Raw genomic sequence first — 17,889 nt, forward strand, 5'->3', positions numbered from 1 at the left:
GGCTGGTGCCAGAAACTTCAGGTCGCGTGGAAATGCCGCAGCCAAATCGCATAAAAGTGAGATTGAACCGATCGGTTCGACTTGCATGAAGAGCCGTTTTTGTTCAATCTGACGATTCTTGAAAGGGCGGTTCATTCCGCCGGGAGTCTACTCGATGTCATTCTGGGAAAAGCTGGTCCATTTCGTCAGCCAGTCCGCTGGCAGCGTCCTCACAGGCGTTGTCGAGGCGGTGCGCACGCTGTTTGAGGGCGATCCGGAAACCCGCCGTCAGGTGGCGTTTTCGGTGTCACTGATTGCGCTTTCCGCAAAGATGGCAAAGGCGGACGGGTTCGTCACCATCGAAGAAGTGGCAGCCTTCCACGAGATTTTCGAGATCCCGGAGCGGGAACGCGAAAACGTTGCCCGGCTCTATAATCTCGCCCGGCAGGATGTCGCCGGCTATGATGCTTATGCGCGCAAGCTGAAAGGGCTCTGCTCGGAGGGCGAGGAGGGTTGCCCGCTGCTGGAAGAGGTGGTGGACGGCCTGTTCCACATCGCCAAGGCGGATGGCAGCATCCACGAGAAGGAGCTCGATTTCCTGGCCCATGTTGCGGACATCTTCGGCATCAGCGAAGCCCGGTTCACCGCGATCTGCGCGCGGCACATGGACATGGGCGACCGTGACCCTTATGGCGTTCTCGGCGTTTCGCGCAGCGACGACTTCAAGACCATTCGCAGCCGTTATCGTGCGCTCGTCGCCGAAAATCATCCCGACCGTTTGATCGCGCGCGGCGTGCCGAAGGAATTCCACGCCGCTGCCAATGACCGGATGGCGCGGATCAATGCCGCCTATGAGGCGATCGAAAGAGAATTGAAGGCAGCCTGACATGATGCATCCGAAGTTTGCGATACCGTCGCTGGTTTTGCTGGCGACGTCGTTTTCGTTGCCTGCGCTCGCCGATGACGACGGCTTGGAGAACGCCCGCGCAATGGTGATTGCCGCCATGCCCGATGACTGCGATGCGGATATGGCAGATCGTTTCCCGGGCTCCGAAGGTACGGCCTATGACGTCGCCTGGCAGGAGAGCGACTACCAGGGTGGCACGGAGACGAAGACCGGCAAGCTCTACAACATCGTTTGTGTTATCGGCGCTTACAACACGAGCAACGCTTTCGTTTTTGCGCCCGATGGTGGAACCTCGCCGCAGATCCTCTATTTTGCCGAGCCGAGCTATGATGTCGAATATGAACCGGGCGACGACAGCGATACCAAGCTTGCGCATGATCCTTTGGTGAAGGGCTTTGGCACGGCAAACCAGCTGACCAACGGTGAATTTGATCCCGAAACCAACACCATCTCTTCCTTCGCCAAGTGGCGCGGGCTCGGCGATGCCTGGTCGCAGGGCGACTGGAAGCTGGTGGATGGCGCCTTCATCCTGACCCATTATGCTGTCGATCCGATCTATGAGTACAATCTGGAAAACCCTCCGGAAGCGCTCGCCGACGTGAATTTCGTGCTCTACGACGCAAGCGCGAATTAGCGCCTGCGATCTTTTGCTTGCAATGATTGCCCGGCTCGAACAAGGTTCGCCAAACGTATCGAGAGCGGGTCATGGCACGACATTTCAGGACAATCATCATCGGGCGCGGCTTGATGGGTTCGGCGGCAGCGCGTCATCTTTCAGGCATGGAAGACGGTGTTGCGGTTGTCGGCCCTGATGAGCCCGCCGACAAGGCTGCCCATACCGGCGTTTTCGGAAGCCATTACGATGAAGGCCGCATCACCCGCACCATCGACCGCGATCCGGTGTGGGCGCGGCTCGCCAGCCGGTCGATCGCGCGATACCGCGATATCGAGCGCGAGAGCGGGATCGACTTTTTTGGCGAGGTGGGTGCGCTGATCGTCGGGCCCGGGCGTGCGCAGGGCCGCTATGTCGAGACCATCATGGAAGCGGCTGACGCGTGCGGCGCCGCTGCCGAAATCGTAAACCAGGCCCGGCTTGCGCGGTCGTTTCCATATTTTTCGTTCGCCCCGGAGACCGAGGGCGTCTACGAGCCGAAACATGCCGGCCATATCTCGCCGCGAAGGCTGGTGGCGGCGCAGTCTGCGCTTGCAGCAAAGAATGGCGCCACCGTCATTGCAGCGACGGTCACGGGCGTCACCGATGATGGCGGCCGCGTCAGCGTCACCACCGACATCGGCGAGACGCTGACGACCGATCGCGTTCTGGTGGCCACGGGCGGCTTCACGATCGATGAACGGCTTCTGCCGGCAAGGATCGATCTCAAGGTCTTTGCCCGCACCGTTGCCTATTTCGAGGTGGACGAGGACGAGGCCGCCGCGCTTTCAGCGATGCCGAGCCTGATCTACAAGGCCTCCTTCGATGAGGATGGCATCTATCTTCTGCCGCCGATCCGCTACCCGGACGGCCGCTGGTATCTGAAGATCGGTGGCGATCCGGATGATGTTCCGCTCGGCAGCGAGGCCGAAGTCCGTGCCTGGTTCCGCGCCAGGGGACGCGGCGCGGCCCGCGAGCATCTGACCCGGATCATCTGCGAACTGATGCCGCGGCTGAGGGTGCTTCAATCCGAGACCGGGACCTGCGTGACCAGCTATTCGCCATCCGGCTATCCGATGATCGGTTTCTCGCCATCGCCCCGGATCGCGGTCCTGACGGCTGGCTGCGGGGCTGCGGCGAAGAGTTCCGACGAGATCGGACGTCTGGGCGCGCTGCTGATGCACCACGGCAGTATCGAGAGCGAGGGCTATCAGAGCGACTTTGCTCCAAGCTTTCAGCGGGCCTGAAGCGGTTGCCTTGACGGGTAGCATTCTCAACTCCGCCGTTAAGCACGATGGCAAGAATTCCAGCTTATTTGCCCAAAGTCCTTGGAATTGCGTTTAGAAACGCATGGTGCCATGATGATAACCAAAAGGGGTGGAGATGCCGCCATCAGTCTTGCTTTCGATAGAAGGGCGAGCGCTGCATTCTAGCGATAAGCCGCGAACGCGGAAGCTGATGCTGTTTGCAGGCGGAATTCTCTGCGTGATCGGGCTTGCCTGGGGCGCGATCTACGTGTTTTACGGCAAGTGGCTCATGGTCGACCTGATGGCGCTGGCCATCGTGCTCGGGGTCTGCCTGCTGGTACTCACCCGCCGCGGGCTTTCCTATTTGGCCGCGATCGTCGGCGTTCATACGCTGATCCCGCTGATAATCCTGATGTGCCTGTTCGATAGTCCGGGCCTTGGCGTCGCGCGTTCATGGCATATGTATTTCATACCCGTCGCTGCCGGGGCCATCCTGGTATTCAGAAAGTCAGGCTGCTACCTGCGCTTCTTTCTTCCCGGCATCGCTTTGATCGCCTGCGCGTTTTTTGCCGCAGGCACATTCAGCTTCCCGATGGGCGACGCCGCGTCGCCGGCGGAAATCCGGTCGGCGGCTGTGTGGGTCAACGCATTCACGGCTCTTGGCGCCCTTGCCGTTGTGCTTTTCCTGATGCAGTTGGACCTGTCGGAACGCAGGGCATGGGAGACGGATCTCAGGGCGGCGCTTGCCAAGGGGCGCTTCTATCTTGCTTATCAGCCGCAGGTCGGCCGCGATGGCAAGGTTTATGGCGCGGAGGCGCTGTTGCGGTGGCGTGATCCCCGGCGAGGCCAGGTGCCGCCGGGGGAGTTCATACCGTTTGCCGAAGAGACGGGATTGATCGGGCCAATCGGCGAGTGGGTGTTGCGAGAGGCAACCGGCCAAATCGCGCGTTGGGCAGAGAATCCGGCGACGGAGCGGCTGACGCTTTCCGTGAATGTCAGTACATCGCAATTTCATCAGCCAAGCTTTGTCACGGACGTCATCGAGATATTGAAGCGCAGCAATGCGCCGGCGTCGCGGTTGAAGCTTGAGCTGACGGAAAGCGTGTTCAACGTTGATCTCGATGGCACCGTGCGCAAGATGGAAGAATTGAGGGACCTGGGCATAAGGCTTTCGCTGGATGATTTCGGGACAGGCTATTCCTCGCTGAGCGTGGTGCGCAAGCTGCCGCTCGATGAGCTCAAGATCGACCAGTCCTTCGTGCGCGAAGTCGCCGAGAATGCGAGCGACAAGGCGATTGTCCAGACACTGGTATCGCTCGGCCGTTCGCTCAACCTGTTCCTCATCGCCGAAGGCATTTCAGAAGAAGAGCAGTTCAAGATCCTGAGGCAGGCCGGCTGTAATGCCTTCCAGGGCTATTTTTTCGGCCTTCCTGTGCGCATCGAGGAGTTCGAGGCCTTGTATATCCGTGGGGCCAATTCGTGAAAGCACTGGCATTGGCCGGCACTCTCGGATAGGAAGGCCCGACCAGTTGGCCGGGCGGCCGCGCTTTGCCAATGCCGAAAGGCGGCAGGGTGAGGAAAGTCCGGGCTCCACGGAAACACGGTGCCGGAGAAAGTCCGGCGGGGGCGACCCCAGAGACAGTGCCACAGAAAGCAAACCGCCCGGCTGATGCCGGGTAAGGGTGAAAGGGTGGGGTAAGAGCCCACCGCGCCGGCGGAAACGTTCGGCGGCACGGTAAACCTCACCGGGAGCAAAACCGAATAGGGATGACGCGGCGCTTGTCGCCAGCCTGTTTCCAGGCCGGTCATCCGGGTGGGTTGCGAGAGGCAGTGCGCAAGTGCTGTCCCAGATGAATGGCCGCCACGTTTTGCGGGCAACCGCAAAGCCATACAGAACCCGGCTTACAGGCCAACTGGTTACTTCCTTTTCAGTCATCGAAGAACGCTGCCGGGCACGCGCCGGGACGCGTCTGCGGGAAAGCTTTCGTTAAGGGGCGGCTGATAGAATCAGCCCTTCCGGAACGCGCTTTGCATCGGTTTAAGACGGGTTATCCCATTGACGCCCAATTCTGCCCATGTTATCCCATTAACCATGAGTTCGACCCCCGCAGCAGATGCGGCTCGCGGGAGTCTCGATAGCTTTAAGTCTTTGAATTTCATGCTGAGTTCGCCCTTTTTTCGAGTAGGGTTTTCAGGGTCTTCTTTTGGGTGTGCGGTGCTCCAGTCATCGCCGAAGACATCGGTAGTAGCGCGTAATGAACCGGTTTCTGTCCAACGCGACCAAGAAGGTCGACGCCAAGGGGAGGGTGTCTGTGCCGGCGATCTTTCGCACGGTGCTGGCGGAGCGGAATATTGCGGAGCTCTACTGCTTCCAGGATTTCGTCTTTCCCGCGATCAGCATCGGCGGTCCCGATCTTCTCGACCGTTTCGAGCGGCAGATCGATCAGGAAGACCCGTTCTCGGCAGATGCGAACAGCATGTCGCTGCTGATCCACGGCGGCGGCGTATTTACGAAGCTCGACGCGGAAGGGCGGTTGATGGTCACGGACTTTATCCGCGACTTTACCGGGATCGAGACGGAGGTCACATTTGTAGGTCGTGCGGACCACTTCCAGCTCTGGGAGCCGCGGGCCTTTCAGGAAGCGCAGGCGCAAGCGCGCAAGGCCCGTCTCGGCGGGCGGGCAGGGGCCTGATGGAACGGGGAAACGGAATGACGGGGAACACTGGCACATCGGATGCCAATGGCGGACCGGTTCGTCACATTCCGGTGATGCTTGCCGAGGTCCTGGCTCAGTTGCAGCCGGCCCCCGGCAAGGTCATCCTCGATGGCACTTTCGGCGCCGGCGGCTATTCGAGTGCATTGCTCGACGAGGGTGCGCGCGTGATCGGGCTCGACCGCGATCCGACCGCCATTGCCGCAGCCGTGCCGCTTCTGTCGCGCTATCCCGAGCTCTCCCTGCATCAGGCGCGTTTCTCCACGCTGGATGACTATGCCCCTGAAGGCGGCCTTGATGGTGTTGTGCTCGATATCGGCGTCTCCTCGATGCAGATCGATGAGGCCGATCGCGGCTTTTCGTTTCAGAAGAACGGTCCGCTCGACATGCGCATGTCGGGTGAGGGGGTCAGTGCCGCCGATGTCGTCAACCGCGCCAAGGTGGGCGATCTGACGCGGATCTTCGGGATCCTCGGCGAGGAAAAGAATGCCGGTCGCATTGCACGCGCCATCGAGAAGAAGCGCGCCGAAGAGGCGTTCGTGACCACCCGCGATCTCGCTGGTCTGATCGAGATCGTCACGCCACGCCGCGCAAAGGACAAGATCCATCCGGCAACCCGCGTGTTTCAGGCGTTGCGCGTCTACGTCAATGACGAACTGGGCGAGCTCGCAGGCGCGCTGCTTGCCGCCGAACGGGCGTTGAAGGCTGGTGGCGTACTCGCTGTCGTCACCTTCCATTCGCTGGAAGACCGGATCGTAAAGCAGTTCATTTCCGCCCGCCTCGGCAAGGCCGTCGGTTCGCGTCACCTGCCGGAAGTCTCCCCGGAGCCGGCGCTGTTCGAGCAGCCGGGCAAGGCGATGATCGCCGCAAGCGAGGCGGAAGCCGATCTCAATCCGCGGGCACGTTCCGCCAAGCTGAGGGCCGCAATCCGCACATCTGCGCCTGCTCCCGCAACCGGGCTCGATGCTTTCGGCCTTCCATCCCTTGCCGATATTTCCCGCCTTGGAGGCGTCTGATGCTTCGCCCGCTTGATATCATCCTCATTCTGGTCATGGTGGCGACCGCCACCGTGACCTACACGATCAAGTATTCCGTCGAGGCGACGCTGGACGAGGTTCGCGCGCTTGAGGACCAGATCGCGCTCGAGCAGAACAATATCGACCTGCTGAAGGCCGATGAGGCACTGTTGGCGCAGCCGTCCCGCATGGCGCGTCTTGCCGAATTCTTCGCTGCCGAACTCGATCTGCATCCGGCCGAGCCCGAGCAGATCGCAACGCTCGACCAGCTTCCCCCCATTGCTCCCGAACCCGTCCAGGAAGAGTTGCCGCCGCTGGTCGAAGGCAACGCTCCTGACGGCACGGATATTGTCATAACCGGATCGGTGACCCCATGATCAAGCTTCCCGGCATCTTGAAACGCAAGTCCAGGGCAAAAATCGACGCCGAGGCAAAGTCGGACGCGGCCCATCAGGACGTTTTCCAGGGCACGGCGAAGAAGCGCGTCAACCTTGCCAGAAGCCGCGTCGGCTTTGTCACCTGCGCCTTCGTTGCGGTCTATGCGATCATCGGCGGACGGCTGGTGCATTATTCGCTGGCGAAGGAGGATGGCACCGTTGCCCGCGCCGCCATGCCGCTGACGCTTGCCCGCCGCCCCGATATCGTCGACCGTAACGGCGCAATCCTTGCGACCGACGTGCGGATGATGTCGCTTTATGCAGACCCGTCGATGATCACGAGCGCAGACGATGTTCTCGACGCGCTCTTGCCGATCTTTCCCGATCTCGATGCCAAGCGCGCCTATCGCCTGCTGAAATCCAAGGGCGAGTTCGTGTGGCTGAAGCGGCAGATCACGCCGAAGCAGCAGAGCCAGGTCCTGGCAGCCGGCGTGCCCGGCGTCGGCTTCCGGCCCGAAGTGCACCGCTTCTATCCCGGTGGCCCGCAGGCGGCCCATATCCTGGGTCTGGTCGATATCGACAATCGCGGCCTTTCCGGCATCGAACGCTACATGGACAAGACCGATGGCATTTCCGGCCTGATGGGGCTTGGCCTGACCAGCGCCATAGACATGAAGCCGTTCGCAACCTCGATCGACCTGCGCGTCCAGAGCATCCTCAGGGATGTGCTGATCGAGGGCGTCCACAAGTTCCATGCCATTGGCGCCACCGGAACGGTGATCAACGTCAACACCGGCGAGATCGTCGCGCTGGCCTCGGTCCCGGATTTCGATCCGAACAACCCGCCGCCCGCCAATGATCCGCGCATGCTCAATGATGCCATCACCGGCGTCTACGAGATGGGCTCGACCTTCAAGGCGTTCACGCTGGCGATGGGCCTCGAATCCGGCAAGTTCAACATGAACAGCCTGGTCGATGCCAAGACGCCGCTGATCTTCGGCCGATCCCGCATCAGGGACGACCACGCCCAGAACCGGATTCTGTCCTATCCCGAGGTCTTCACCTTCTCCTCCAATATCGGCGCATCGCGCATTGCTGCGGCCGTTGGTCCCGACTATCAGCGGAATTTCCTGGAAAGCTTTGGTCTTCTGGACAAGGTGGACACCGAGATCGGTGGCGCCGGCACGCCGCAGCGCCCGCAGAAATGGGGCGGCGTGTTTTCCGCCACCGTTTCCTTCGGTCAGGGCGTGACCACCACATCGCTGCAGACTGCAGCGGCTGCAGCCGCGCTCGTCAATGGCGGAAAGCTCCTGCCGCCGACCTTCCTGCCCCGCAGCGTAGAGGAGGCCGATCGGATCGCCAAGCACGTCATCTCGCAGGATACCAGTGACAAGATGCGCTATCTCCTGCGGCTGAACGGGACGGATGGCTCGGGACGCAACGGCCAGGTGCCGGGGTACCGGGTCGGCGGCAAGACCGGCACCTCCGAGAAGATTATTGACGGGAAATATTCGAAGGATCGCAATTTCAACGCTTTTCTTGCCGCATTTCCCATGGACAACCCGCAATATGTCGTCCTGGTGACGATTGACGATGCCAAGAAGGTCGAGGGGGTCCCCGGTCGTACGGCAGCCTGGAACGCCGGTCCGATGAATGGTGAGATCATTCGTCGCGTCGCGCCGATCCTTGGCGTTGATCCCGATTTCGGCGCGGAAGGTGCAGCCCTCCTCGCCTCATACTGATGATGCCACCCGGCGCGGCCGGGTGCAGAAGAGAGACTGACACGATGAAGCTGAGCGCTCTCGCCGGAACACGGTTTCCAGAACTCAACGCGGCGCTTGCCGGGCGCGCGGGTGCGCTCGACATCGCTGCCATTACCGCTGACAGCCGCAAGGCGACGCCGGGTTCGCTGTTCGTGGCGATCTCCGGCAACAAGGCTGATGGGGCAAGCTTCATCGATGATGCAGCGGCGCGCGGCGCGGTTGCCGCCGTGAGCGCATCCGCCCACGACGCCGCTTCGATCCCCGTCCTCACTGTCGGCAATCCGCGGGCCTTTCTGGCGCTTGCAGCCGCCCGGCTTTATGGCGCCCAGCCTGAAACCATGGTGGCGGTGACCGGCACGGCTGGCAAGACGTCGGTCGCTTCCTTCACGCGCCAGATCTGGGCCCATGCCGGCATTCCGGCGGCGATGATCGGCACGACCGGCGTGATTGCGCCGGGCCGCAATGAATATGGCGCGCTGACCACGCCCGATCCGGTGGCGCTCCATGCGCTGCTGGCCGAGCTTGCCTCCGAAGGCGTGACCCACGGTGCGATGGAGGCCTCCAGCCACGGCCTCGACCAGTACCGTCTCGACGGCGTGCGCCTTTCTGCCGGCGCCTTCACCAATCTCGGGCGCGACCATATGGATTACCATCCGACGGTCGATCATTATTTCGCAGCCAAGATGCAGTTGTTCGAACGGGTGCTGCCGAAGGGATCGCCAGCGGTGATCAACGCCGATGACGAATGGTCCGGGCGCGCTGTTGAAGCTGCTGAAAATGCCGGCCAGCGTGTTCTGACCGTGGGCCGCAAGGGCGATTTCCTGACCTTGAAACGCGCGGAGCAGAAGCGCGACAGCCAGTTCGCCGAAATCTTGCATGACGGCACGATCTACGAGGTCCGGCTGCCGCTTGCGGGCGAGTTCCAGATTTCCAACGCTCTCGTCGCCGCAGGCCTTGCGATCGCGACCGGATTGGATGCGCGCACCGCACTGCTCGCGCTCGAAAAGGTCGAGGGCGCTGCGGGCCGGCTGCAGCTTGCGGGCAAGGCGGCGAACGGCGCGCTTGCCTATATCGACTATGCCCACAAGCCTGATGCGCTCGACAAGGTGCTGTCGGCCGTTCGCCCCTTCACCACCGGCCGGGTGCTGGTCGTGTTCGGCTGCGGCGGCGACCGCGACAAGGGCAAGCGCCCGATCATGGGCGAGATCGCCACCCGGCTCGCCGATGTCGTGATCGTGACGGATGACAATCCCCGTTCCGAAGTGCCCGCCGAAATCCGCTCGGAAATCCTTTCGGCAGCGCCCGGTGCGACCGAGATCGGCGACCGCAGCGAGGCAATCCGCCATGCTGTCGGCCTGTTGAGGACGGGCGATACTTTGATTGTTGCTGGCAAGGGGCACGAGGAAGGGCAGACCGCCGGCGGCGTGACCCGTCCCTTTTCCGACCTTGCCGAAGTCCAGAAGGCATTGGAGGGCCTCGCATCGTGACCTTGCTTTGGACATCAGCCGACATGGTCGAGGCCATGGGAGGGCGGCCCGTGGGCGAACTGCCGGAAGGCGTCACGGGCATTTCGATCGACAGCCGAACTGTCGGCCCGGGTGAAGCCTTTTTCGCCATAGCCGGCGACCGGGTGGACGGCCACAAGTTCGCAGGGCTTGCCGCCAAGAACGGCGCCACCCTGCTGGTTGTCTCCGAGGCCAAGCTCCCGGCGCTTGGAAGGCTCACATGCGGCATGATCGTGGTCGACGATGTGCTGGAGGCGATGTGCCGGCTGGCGATTGCGGCAAGGCGGCGAACCGATGCCCGGATCATCGCCGTCACGGGCTCCGTGGGCAAGACCAGCACCAAGGAAATGCTCGCCGCCGGATTGCGCGCATCGGCCAGGGTCCATGCAGCCGTCGCCTCGTTCAACAATCACTGGGGCGTGCCGCTGACGCTTGCGCGCATGCCAGCCGATACCGAATTCGGCGTGTTCGAGATCGGCATGAACCATTCCGGAGAAATCCGTCCGCTGACGAAGATGGTCAGGCCGCATGTGGCGGTGATCACCACCATCGCCCCGGTCCACATCGGCAATTTCTCCGGCATCAAGGAGATCATCGCCGCCAAGGCCGAGATCTTCGAGGGGCTGGAGCCCGAGGGCGTGGCGATCCTCAACCGCGATATCGACGCCTTCGATTCGCTGTCGTGGACAGCCGGCAAATACAATGCGGAGATTGTCTCCTTCGGCGAGCACGCCAAGGCCGATTACCGGCTTCTCGAATATCGCACCGTCAGTTCCAGGCAGGGCGAGCACGGCCACATCGTGGCGGCGCTCGGGGTCGAGGAGCCGACGTCCTTCAATCTCGGCCTGCCGGGCCAGCACATGGCCGAAAATGCTCTCGCCGCCCTTGCCGCGATTGCCGAGGCAGGCGGCGATGTGGATGCCGCGATGAACGCTTTCGAGAGCGTCGAGCAGTTGAAGGGCCGGGGCCGCCGCATGCGTCTCAAAACCCCGGATGGCACCTTTACGCTGATCGATGAAAGCTATAATGCCAACCCCGCATCGATGCGCGCGGCGCTCGAACTGTTCGGAGCGGGCAACGAAAAGGGCCGCAAGATCGCCGTGCTCGGCGACATGCTGGAACTTGGCGACTATGCGCGGGAAGCCCATGAGGCGCTGGCAGGACCTCTGGTCGCAGCCGGCGTCACCCATGTCTGGCTTGCCGGCGAGGAGATGCAGGCGCTCAGCGAGGCGCTGCCGGAAAGCATTGTTGTGGAATATCGCGACAATGCCGCCGAATTGGCCGAATTCACGGTCAGTTCGGTCGCAGCCGGCGATACGATAATGCTAAAGTCGTCCAACGGGATGGGATTCGGCGCGATTGTGACGCGGCTCACCGACACCTTTCCGGCGGAAGGGTAAACCGGGCGTAAACATTTTCGTGGCATACCGGACGTCATGATGCCGCGAACAACAATAAATAACCGCGCCCGTTGTGGCCCGAAAGGGAATGATGAAGCGCGCTTTGCCTTTTCTGGAAAGGGGCGTTCATGCTGATTTGGCTTGTGGAGCTGTCGGACAAGTTTCAGTTTTTCAATCTGTTCCGATATATCACATTTCGCTCCGGCGCAGCCGTCTTCACCTCGGCTTTGATCGTCTTCCTGTTTGGTCCGGGCATCATCGCTGCCTTGCGGCTCAGGCAGGGCAAGGGCCAGCCGATCCGGGCCGATGGTCCGCAGACCCATTTCAAGAAGGCCGGCACGCCCACCATGGGCGGTCTGATGATCCTTGCAGGCATTGTCGGCTCAGCACTGCTTTGGGCGGATCTTTCCAATGCCTATGTCGTGGCAACGCTTCTGGTGACGCTCGGTTTCGGTGCGATCGGCTTTTACGATGATTATCTGAAGGTCACCAAGCAGTCCGACAAGGGCTTTTCCGGTCGCCGCCGCCTGTTCTTCGAATTCCTGATTGCCGGTTTCGCCGTCGCCTTCATGATGTATGCCGCCAATCTGGCCAGCATTGACGGCGCGACGCTCTCCTCGGCGCTGACCTTTCCCTTCCTGAAGGACGTGGTGATCGATCTCGGCTGGTTCTTCATTCCCTTCGGCGCCTTCGTCATCGTCGCGGCCGGCAATTCGGTCAATCTGACGGATGGTCTCGACGGTCTTGCGACCGTGCCGGTGATGATCGCTTCGGGTTCGTTCGCGCTGATTGCCTATGTGGTCGGCAACTCGGTTTTCGCCTCCTATCTCCAGATCAACTATGTGCCCGGCACGGGCGAACTGGTTGTCCTGCTCTCCGCCGTCATCGGCGCCTGCATGGGCTTCCTCTGGTTCAACGCCCCGCCTGCCGCAATCTTCATGGGCGATACCGGCTCGCTGGCGCTCGGCGGGCTGATCGGCTCGGTCGCGGTCGCCACCAAGCACGAGATCGTCATGGCCATCATCTGCGGCCTGTTCGTGCTGGAGGCGCTGTCGGTGATCATCCAGGTCGCCGTCTACAAACGCACCGGGCGGCGGGTGTTCCTCATGGCCCCCATTCATCACCATTTCGAAAAGCTCGGCTGGACCGAGAGCCAGGTCGTGATCCGCTTCTGGATCATCTCCTTCGGCCTCGCCCTGATCGGACTTGCAACGCTGAAACTCAGGTAGGTCGACGTGATCGCGGTATCGCAATTTTCCGGCAAGAAGGTCGCGCTGTTCGGGCTTGGCGGCTCGGGCATGGCGACCGCATTGTCACTTGCCGCCGGCGGCGCTGAGGTTACCGCGTTCGATGACAATGCCGAAAGCGCAGCGCGCGCTGCAGATGCCGGCATAGAGGTGGCAGATCTGAGGCAGGCCGACTGGAGCACGTTCTCCGCGTTCGTGCTCTCGCCGGGCGTGCCGCTGACCCATCCCGCGCCGCACTGGACCGTCGAACTCGCACGGGCAGCCGGCGTCGAGATCATCGGCGATGTCGAGCTTCTTGCCCGTGAACGCCGGGCCGTTTGCCCGGATGCAACGCTGATCGCGATCACCGGTACCAATGGCAAGTCGACCACGACGGCGCTGATCGGCCATCTTCTCAAGGCCGCAGGCCGCGATGTCGAGGTTGGCGGCAATATCGGCCGCGCGGTGCTCGATCTTGCGCCTCTTGCACCGGAGCGGTTCTATGTGGTCGAGTGCTCGTCCTACCAGATCGATCTCGCGCCAACGCTCGATGCCGATATCGGTCTTCTCCTGAACCTCACGCCGGATCACCTCGACCGCCACGGCGACATGGATCATTATGCCGCGATCAAGGAGCGCCTCGTGGAAGGTGCGAAGCTTGCAGTCGTTGGCGCGGACGATGCCTATTGCGTGGCGATCGGCGACCGGCTCGCGGCTTCGGGCCACGAACTGGTGCGCATATCGGATGATCGCAGCCACATCGCCCGGGGGCTTGCCTTCGATGGCGGCGCGATCGTGTCGGTGGATGACGGAAGCGTGGTCGCGGACCTCTCAAACCACCCTGTGCTCAAGGGCGCCCATAACGGCCAGAATACCGCAGCGGCAATCGCCGCCTGCCGGGCCGCAGGCCTGAGCGATGACGAGATTCGCGATGGGCTTGCCACATTTCCGGGGCTTGCCCACCGCATGCAGCCTGTGGTGCGGCTCGGCAAGGTGGTGTTCGTCAATGACAGCAAGGCGACCAATGCCGATGCTTCAGCGCCGGCGCTCAAGAGCTTCGGCGATATCTACTGGATTGCGGGCGGGCGCGCCAAGGAAGGCGGCATCACGTCCCTGAAGCCCTATTTCCCCAAGGTCACGCGCGCCTATCTCATCGGCGAAGCGGCGGACGCCTTTGCCGACACGCTTTCGGGCGCGGTCGACGCGGTCATCTGCGGCACACTCGAAAATGCGGTGGCGCGCGCAGCCGAGGATGCGGCGCAGAGCGACGCTGCAGCGCCGGTGGTGCTGCTGTCGCCCGCCTGCGCCAGTTTCGACCAGTACCGGAATTTCGAAAAGCGCGGCGACGCATTCGTCAGCGCGGCCATGGCGCTTGAGGGCGCGAAGCCGTTCACAGCAGGGGAGGCCTGATCCATGGTCAGTCGCGTTCAGCGAGGCCCAATCGCAGACTGGTTCTGGACCATCGACCGATGGCTGCTCGCAGCCTTCATCGTGCTGATGGGCGTCGGCTTCATGCTTTCGTTTGCGGCATCCCCCGCCGTGGCGGAGCGTCTCGGCTATGACAGCTTCTTCTTCGTGCGCCGCCATGCGATGTTCATACCGCTCGCGCTGACGGTGATGATCTCGCTCTCCTTCTGTTCTCCAAGGACGATCCGGCGCATCGCAACCCTGCTTCTGATCGGCTCGCTGCTGGCGATGGTCGCGGCCCTTTTCGTGGGCTTTTCCAACAATGGTTCGCGCCGCTGGATCGTGATCCTCGGGCAGTCGGTGCAGCCGTCCGAATATCTGAAGCCTGCCTTTGCCGTTGTCTGTGCCTGGCTTTTCGCCGAGCACCAGCGCTACCCGGAAATCCCGGGCAATCTCTTTGCCGGCATGCTGTTCATCATCTCCGCCGTGCTCCTGATCGCGCAGCCGGACTTCGGGCAGACGGTGCTGCTCGGTGTCGTCTGGGGCGGCATCTTCTTCATGGCAGGCATGTCGTGGCTCTGGATCGTCGGTCTTGGCGGCGCGGGCGTTGCCGGCATTCTTGCGGCCTATACCTGGTTGCCGCACGTGACCTCGCGTATCGACCGGTTCCTGACCGGTGAGGGCGACAACATGCAGGTGGAGCTTGCGGCGAAGGCCATCCAGAGCGGCGGCCTGTTCGGGCTCGGGCCGGGCGAGGGCATCGTCAAGCGGCGCCTGCCGGACAGCCACACCGACTTCGTGTTCTCCGTCGCGGCAGAAGAGTTCGGCATCCTGTTCTGCATGTTCATCGTTGCGATTTTCGCCTTCATCGTGCTGCGCGGTCTGACGCATGCCTATCGCGAGCGTGATGATTTCGCCCGTTTCGCGGTCGCTGGCCTTGTCCTGCAGTTCGGCATGCAGTCGATCATCAATATCGGCGTGGCGCTGCAGCTGATGCCGGCCAAGGGCATGACGCTGCCGCTGATCTCTGCCGGCGGCTCATCGATGATCGCGACCTGCATCGGCGCGGGCTTCATCCTGGCGCTCACCCGTCACCGTCCCGAAAAGCGCGCCCGTCAGGACCATTTCTTCCGGCCGGGCAAGCCGCGCGGCGTACCGGCGGAGTAGACGATGGAAACCAAGCTGTTCTTCCTGGCTGCCGGCGGGACCGGCGGTCACGTGTTTCCCGCAGAGGCTCTGGCGCATGAGCTGACGGCCCGCGGCCACAGGGTGCATCTCGTCACCGACAGCCGTGCGGAGCGTTTTGCCGGGACCTTTCCCGCCGAGAAGATCCATGTCGTGCCCTCGGCAACCATCGGGTCGAAGAACCCGATCGCCGTCATCCGCGCCGGTCTGACGCTGTTCAGGGGATCGCGCATTGCCCGGTCGCTGTTTGCCGAGCACCGGCCCGCCGCCGTCATCGGCTTTGGCGGCTATCCGACGGTGCCCCCGCTCTATGCGGCCGCCAGCGCCGGTATTCCGACCATGCTGCACGAGCAGAACGCGGTGATGGGCCGGGCCAACAAGATGCTCGCGCCGCGCGTCAACGCGATTGCGGGCGGGTTTCTGACCCGCGAGGGCGAAGCGCTCGGCGCCAAGATTTTCGAGACCGGCAATCCGGTGCGTCCCGCCGTGCTGCAGGCGGCAGGCATTGCCTATCCCCAACGCAAGGTTGGCGAGGCCTTCAACCTGCTGGTCTTCGGCGGAAGCCAGGGCGCGCATTTCTTCGCGGACGCCGTGCCGGATGCGCTGGCGGCACTTCCGGACGAGCTTCGCAGCTGCGTCCGCGTTACCCAGCAGGCACGTCCCGAAGATGTCGATGCGGTTACGGCACGGTTTGCGGATCTCGGCGTTCCGGCGGAGATATCGCCCTTTTTCGGCGACATGGCCGAGCGGATCGCCGCCGCCCACCTCGTCGTCTGCCGCTCCGGTGCGTCCACCGTCTCCGAGCTTTCGGCAATCGGGCGACCCGCGATCTATGTGCCTTATCCCCACGCGCTCGACCACGATCAGGCGGCGAATGCCGCGCTGGTTTCGGCCAATGGCGGCGCTGAAGTGGTGCGTCAGGCGGAACTGACCACGGAACGCTTCAGCCGGGCGCTTGCAAACGCTATTCGAGAACCCCTAAAGCTGGCAGAAGCCGCCCGGGCGGCGCGTGAAGCCGGCAAGCCCTTCGCAACGCAGAAACTCGCCGATATGGCCGAGGCGCTGGCGTCGGGACAGAAGATTGAAGGAATTGACTGATGAGAATGCCTCAGGCTATCGGCGTCGTCCACTTTGTCGGAATCGGCGGTATAGGCATGAGCGGCATTGCCGAAGTGCTGCACAATCTCGGTTACAAGGTGCAAGGCTCAGATCAGGCCGACAGCGCCAATGTGCTCAGGCTGCGCGAGAAGGGCATTGCCGTCTTCATCGGCCACAAGGCTGAAAATCTGGGCGATGCCGAGGTCGTGGTGGTCTCTTCCGCGATCAAGCGCGCCAATCCGGAGCTCGTCGCCGCGCGTGAAAAACATCTGCCAGTCGTCCGGCGCGCCGAGATGCTGGCGGAACTGATGCGCTTCCGCGATGCGATCGCCATTGGCGGCACCCACGGCAAGACCACGACCACCTCGATGGTGGCGACGCTCCTGGAGGCCGGCGGGCTTGACCCGACCGTCATCAATGGCGGCATCATCAATGCCTATGGCACCAATGCCCGCATGGGCGAGGGCGAGTGGATGGTGGTGGAGGCCGACGAGTCCGACGGCACCTTCCTGAAGCTTCCGGCGGAAATTGCGGTCATCACCAATATCGATCCCGAACATCTGGATCATTACGGCACCTTTGACGGCGTGCGTGCCGCCTTCCGCCAGTTCGTCGAAAACGTGCCATTCTATGGCTGCGGCGTGATGTGCCTCGATCATCCGGAAGTGCAGACGCTGGTCGGCCAGATTGAAGACCGCCGGATCGTCACCTATGGCGAGAACCGGCAGGCGGATGTGCGCTTCTCCAATGTGCGCACCGAAGGCACGCGCACCGTATTCGACGTCGATATCCGCCGCCGCCGCCGTCCGTCGGTGAAGCTTGAAAACCTCACCTTGCCGATGCCGGGCCGCCACAATGTCTCGAACGCGACGGCGGCGATCGCCGTTGCCGACCGGCTGCATATTTCCGAGGACGATATCCGCAAGGGCCTCGCAGCCTTTGGCGGCGTCAAGCGGCGCTTCACGCTGGTGGGCGAATGGAACGGCGTGCAGGTCTTCGACGATTACGGCCATCATCCGGTCGAGATCCGCTCCGTGCTGAAGGCAGCGCGGGAGGCGTGCGAGGGGCGGATCATCGCCGTGCACCAGCCCCACCGCTATTCGCGTCTCGAAAGCCTGTTCGAGGATTTCACCAATTGCTTCAACGATGCCGACACCGTGTTCATCGCTCCGGTCTATGCCGCCGGCGAAGACCCGCGCGAGGGCTATGACGGCGAGAGCCTGGTCTCTGGCATGAAGGCCGCCGGTCACCGCGATGCCCATTACCTCGCAGACGAGACGACGCTTGCCCATTCTGTTGCAAAGATCGGAAGGCCGGGCGATTTCGTCGTCATGCTCGGCGCCGGCAGCATCACCAACTGGGCCGCGAAACTGCCCGGCGAGTTGGCCGCGCAGGCGTGACTCGAGGCTGGTA

At 62.6% G+C, this 17,889-nt stretch carries 15 protein-coding genes and 1 other RNA gene; all 16 read left to right on the plus strand.

The annotated features are described in order from the left end of the window. Positions 1-154: 154 nt before the first annotated feature. Positions 155-865 carry a J domain-containing protein gene (locus HPQ62_RS00375; protein ID WP_174800534.1) on the plus strand — a complete coding sequence of 237 codons (711 nt, stop codon included), beginning with the start codon at positions 155-157 and terminating at the stop codon, positions 863-865. A gap of 1 nt (position 866) precedes the next feature. Continuing rightward, positions 867-1,520, plus strand: coding sequence for a DUF1176 domain-containing protein (locus HPQ62_RS00380; protein WP_174800535.1), 654 nt, complete (start codon positions 867-869; stop codon positions 1,518-1,520). A 71-nt stretch (positions 1,521-1,591) separates the two neighbouring features. Beyond that, positions 1,592-2,785, plus strand: a complete 1,194-nt coding sequence (locus HPQ62_RS00385; protein WP_174800536.1) for an NAD(P)/FAD-dependent oxidoreductase — start codon at positions 1,592-1,594, stop codon at positions 2,783-2,785. Between the two features lie 211 nt (positions 2,786-2,996). After that, positions 2,997-4,268, plus strand: a complete 1,272-nt coding sequence (locus tag HPQ62_RS00390; RefSeq protein WP_174800537.1) for a putative bifunctional diguanylate cyclase/phosphodiesterase — start codon at positions 2,997-2,999, stop codon at positions 4,266-4,268. 42 nt (positions 4,269-4,310) lie between these two features. Next, an RNA gene (rnpB, locus tag HPQ62_RS00395) (RNase P RNA component class A) lies at positions 4,311-4,706 on the plus strand. 334 nt (positions 4,707-5,040) lie between these two features. Next, complete coding sequence (gene mraZ, locus HPQ62_RS00400) at positions 5,041-5,478, plus strand: division/cell wall cluster transcriptional repressor MraZ (protein ID WP_174800538.1); 438 nt, start codon at positions 5,041-5,043, stop codon at positions 5,476-5,478. Between the two features lie 17 nt (positions 5,479-5,495). Next, positions 5,496-6,515 carry a 16S rRNA (cytosine(1402)-N(4))-methyltransferase RsmH gene (rsmH, locus tag HPQ62_RS00405; protein WP_174800539.1) on the plus strand — a complete coding sequence of 340 codons (1,020 nt, stop codon included), beginning with the start codon at positions 5,496-5,498 and terminating at the stop codon, positions 6,513-6,515. Continuing rightward, positions 6,515-6,892 carry a cell division protein FtsL gene (ftsL, locus tag HPQ62_RS00410; protein ID WP_174800540.1) on the plus strand — a complete coding sequence of 126 codons (378 nt, stop codon included), beginning with the start codon at positions 6,515-6,517 and terminating at the stop codon, positions 6,890-6,892. The genes rsmH and ftsL overlap by 1 nt, the downstream gene beginning before the upstream one ends. Beyond that, entirely contained in the window at positions 6,889-8,634 is a 1,746-nt protein-coding gene (locus HPQ62_RS00415) for a peptidoglycan D,D-transpeptidase FtsI family protein (protein ID WP_174800541.1), read from the plus strand. The genes ftsL and HPQ62_RS00415 overlap by 4 nt, the downstream gene beginning before the upstream one ends. Before the next feature lie 44 nt (positions 8,635-8,678). After that, positions 8,679-10,142: a UDP-N-acetylmuramoyl-L-alanyl-D-glutamate--2,6-diaminopimelate ligase gene (locus HPQ62_RS00420; RefSeq protein WP_174800542.1), complete on the plus strand. Its 1,464-nt coding sequence runs from the start codon at positions 8,679-8,681 to the stop codon at positions 10,140-10,142. Further along, positions 10,139-11,560 (plus strand): UDP-N-acetylmuramoyl-tripeptide--D-alanyl-D-alanine ligase, encoded by a 1,422-nt coding sequence (locus HPQ62_RS00425; protein WP_174800543.1) that lies wholly within the window; start codon positions 10,139-10,141, stop codon positions 11,558-11,560. Before HPQ62_RS00420 ends, HPQ62_RS00425 begins: the two co-directional genes overlap by 4 nt. Before the next feature lie 128 nt (positions 11,561-11,688). Next, on the plus strand, positions 11,689-12,789 hold the full coding sequence (gene mraY / locus HPQ62_RS00430; protein WP_174800544.1) for a phospho-N-acetylmuramoyl-pentapeptide-transferase: 1,101 nt from the start codon (positions 11,689-11,691) through the stop codon (positions 12,787-12,789). Between the two features lie 6 nt (positions 12,790-12,795). Further along, positions 12,796-14,196, plus strand: coding sequence for a UDP-N-acetylmuramoyl-L-alanine--D-glutamate ligase (gene murD / locus HPQ62_RS00435; protein ID WP_174800545.1), 1,401 nt, complete (start codon positions 12,796-12,798; stop codon positions 14,194-14,196). Positions 14,197-14,199: 3 nt separating this feature from the next. Continuing rightward, positions 14,200-15,360 carry an FtsW/RodA/SpoVE family cell cycle protein gene (locus tag HPQ62_RS00440; RefSeq protein ID WP_174800546.1) on the plus strand — a complete coding sequence of 387 codons (1,161 nt, stop codon included), beginning with the start codon at positions 14,200-14,202 and terminating at the stop codon, positions 15,358-15,360. Between the two features lie 3 nt (positions 15,361-15,363). Continuing rightward, positions 15,364-16,476 (plus strand): undecaprenyldiphospho-muramoylpentapeptide beta-N-acetylglucosaminyltransferase, encoded by a 1,113-nt coding sequence (gene murG, locus HPQ62_RS00445; RefSeq protein ID WP_174800547.1) that lies wholly within the window; start codon positions 15,364-15,366, stop codon positions 16,474-16,476. Next, positions 16,476-17,876, plus strand: a complete 1,401-nt coding sequence (murC, locus tag HPQ62_RS00450; RefSeq protein ID WP_174800548.1) for a UDP-N-acetylmuramate--L-alanine ligase — start codon at positions 16,476-16,478, stop codon at positions 17,874-17,876. Before murG ends, murC begins: the two co-directional genes overlap by 1 nt. The last annotated feature ends 13 nt before the right edge of the window (positions 17,877-17,889 follow it).

The organism is Martelella limonii, assembly GCF_013344475.1.
Classification (GTDB): domain Bacteria; phylum Pseudomonadota; class Alphaproteobacteria; order Rhizobiales; family Rhizobiaceae; genus Martelella; species Martelella limonii.